The organism is Streptomyces sp. FH025, from assembly GCF_017427025.1.
In the GTDB taxonomy this organism is placed as follows: domain Bacteria; phylum Actinomycetota; class Actinomycetes; order Streptomycetales; family Streptomycetaceae; genus Kitasatospora.
Genome location: NZ_JAFLNG010000876.1, coordinates 1 through 2,757, shown reverse-complemented (window position 1 = coordinate 2,757; position 2,757 = coordinate 1). Strand labels below are relative to the sequence as shown.

Annotated in this window: 2 protein-coding genes; both read right to left on the bottom strand. The window is 76.3% G+C overall.

Going from position 1 to position 2,757, the window contains the following annotated elements:
* On the bottom strand, nucleotides 1–744 hold a 744-nt coding region (locus tag J0670_RS35085), incomplete at its 3' end, for a histidine kinase dimerization/phosphoacceptor domain-containing protein (protein ID WP_307806830.1).
* Between the two features lie 36 nt (nucleotides 745–780).
* The coding region (locus J0670_RS35080; RefSeq protein ID WP_207816555.1) for a SpoIIE family protein phosphatase at nucleotides 781–2,757 on the bottom strand (1,977 nt) is incomplete at its 5' end.

The window sequence follows — 2,757 nt, the reverse complement described above, 5'->3', positions numbered from 1 at the left end:
CCCGACCACCTCGCGCAGCTCGCGCATCGCGGCCACCGCCGCCTGCCGCAGCACCCCGACCGCCTCCCGCTGACGGTCGCTCAGCGTACGGTCCACCTCCAGCGCACCCGAGTGCACGGAGATCAGCGCCAGCTGGTGGCCCAGGCTGTCGTGCATGTCCTGGGCGATCCGGTGCCGTTCGCGCAGCCGCGCCTGGTGCACCACCATCACCCGCTCGCGCACCAGCTGGTCGTTGCGCTCGCGCAGCGCGTCCAGCAGGGCGCGGCGCTGCGCCCGGTAGCGGCCGTAGAGCGCGGGCAGCACCGCGAGCACCAGGTAGCCGCCCAGCGAGAGCCCGATGACCAGCTTGGGCGACATCGAACCGGCGTCCTTCAGCACCCCGGACGCCATGAACAGCAGCCAGCTCGCCGTGAACGCCCCGACCAGCGCCCAGACCCGGCGGATCCGCGCCCCGGCCGTCCAGCCCACGCACACCAGCAGCGGCACCGACCCGACCGACCAGCCGGTCAGCACCGCCGTCAGCAGCAGCACGGTGGCCGGGAGGCCCCGCCGCAGCACCCACAGCACCGCGACGGCCAGCCCGAACGCCAGCTCCAGCCCGGTGCCGGCCGCCAGCTCCAGCAGGGCGGCGAACCCGGCCATGAGCACTGCCAGCAGGGCCTCGCCCACCACCCGCCGGGGCGGCCAGGGCCCCGGCAGCGCCGTCCGTACCGCCTTCGACCAGGCCCGCGCGATCGCATCCACCCGACGAGGCTAGCGGGCCGGTCACCGGTCCGGCGGTCACCCTTCGTCGCCGTCCGGACCGACGAAAGTCGCCCGTCCGAAGGCCGTGAGCAGCAGCGCCACGTCGTCCACCCGCCGGGTCGAGCCGACCTCGCGCAGCAGCCGCTCGGCCAGCGCCTCCAGTCCCTCCCCCGGCCGGCCGTGCGCCAGCGCGGCCCGCAGCCGGTCCACCCCCTGGTCGATCGCCAGCGCCGGGTCCTCCACCAGCCCGTCCGTGTAGAGGGCGAGCACCGCGCCGGGCCGCAGCCGCAGCCCGCTGACCGGGTACTCGGCGCCCTCGTCCACCCCCAGCAGCGGCCCGCCCTCGACGTACAGCGCCTCCGCTCGGCCGTCCGAGTGACGCAGCACCGGCGGCAGGTGACCGGCGCGGGCGATCCGCACCGTGCCGTCGGCGGGGGTGAGGCGGACCAGGCAGCAGCTGGCGAGCAGCCCCGGGTCGAGGTCGAGCAGCAGCCGGTTGGTCCGGGCCAGCACCTGGTCGGGCGGCTCGTCGCCGCTGACGAAGGCGCGGACGGCGCTGCGCAGCTGGCCCATCGCGGCGGCGGCGCCCACGCTGTGGCCCTCGACGTCGCCGATCACCAGGGTGAGGTCGGCACCGGTGGTGATCGCGTCGTACCAGTCGCCGCCGATCTCCATGCCCTGGGTGCCGGGCAGGTAGCGGGCGGCGATCCGGATCCCGGGCACCTCCGGGAGCCGGTGCGGCAGCAGGCCCTGCTGGAGGCCGCGGGCGAGCGTGAACTCCGCGTCGTAGAGCCGGGCTCGTTCCAGGGCCTGGGCGATGAATCCGCCGAGGCCGGTGAGCAGGCCGCGCTCCTCGACGGCGAAGGGGTGCGGGCGCTCGAAGCCGAGGATGCAGCTGCCCACCGGGCGGCCGGAGGCGAGCAGCGGCAGGAAGGCCCAGGCGGCCATCTCGTCCAGGAGGAGCCCCGGGTAGGCGTCGCTCAGTTCCCGCACCGACTCGAAGAAGATCGGAGCGCGGGAACTGAGCGTCTCGGCCCCGGGGAGGCGGGCGTCGATCGGGGTGCCCTCGAAGCCGTCCAGGAAGCCGTCCGGGTAGCCGGTCTGCGAGATCAGGTGCAGCCGCCGGTCGCACACCCCGTAGATCGCGAGCTCCTGCCCGCCGAAGGCCGGGAGGAGCTCCTCCGCCACCGCCCGGCACACGTCGCGCACGGTGACGGCCTCGGTGAGCGCGCTGGCGAGCTGCAGCAGGTGGTGGGTGCTGCCCACGCCGCCCGCACCGCCCGTACCGGTGCCGGCCGTGGCCGCGCCCGCACCCGCACCCGCACCCGTGGCCGTGACCGCGGGCGGCGGGGCGATGGCCGGCTCGGCCGCACCCGGCGGGGCCTCGGCGGCGACCACCCACCCGGTCACGCCGTGCGGGTCGGGGTAGAGCGAGAAGGCCAGCCAGCCGTCCGGCGGGCGGGCGGCCAGGAAGGCGGTGGGCCGCTGGGAGAGCAGGGCGGCGCGGTAGCGGTTCTCGTAGAAGGGGTCGGCGAGCCAGGGCAGCACCTCCCACGGGTGGTGGCCGACCAGTTCCTCCCGGCAGGCCCTCAGCAGTGGCTCGGCGGCCCGGTTGGCGTAGGTGATCAGGCCGTCCGGGTCGAGCGAGAAGACGCCCTCGCGCAGCCGCTCGACGGCGGCCGCGGCGGCGCTGAGGGTCCGCACGTCCAGGACGGCGCCGACCAGGTGGGTGCGCCCGCCGGGGATCGCGGCGGGCACCCGGGCCCACAGCTCCACCGGGTGCGGGCGGCCGTCCGGCCCGAGCACCCGGAGGTGGGCGGCCAGCACCTCGCCGCGTTCCACGGCGGTCTGGACGGCGGCCCGGAACTCCGGCAGGTCCCCGGGGGCGAGCCGGCGGTTCACGCAGGCCCCCGTGCCGTCGAACTCGCCGGGCGCGAAGCCGAGGATCTCCCGGTACTGCGCGTCGGCGACGAGCACGTCGGTGGCCATGTTCCAGTCGAACAGCCCGACCCG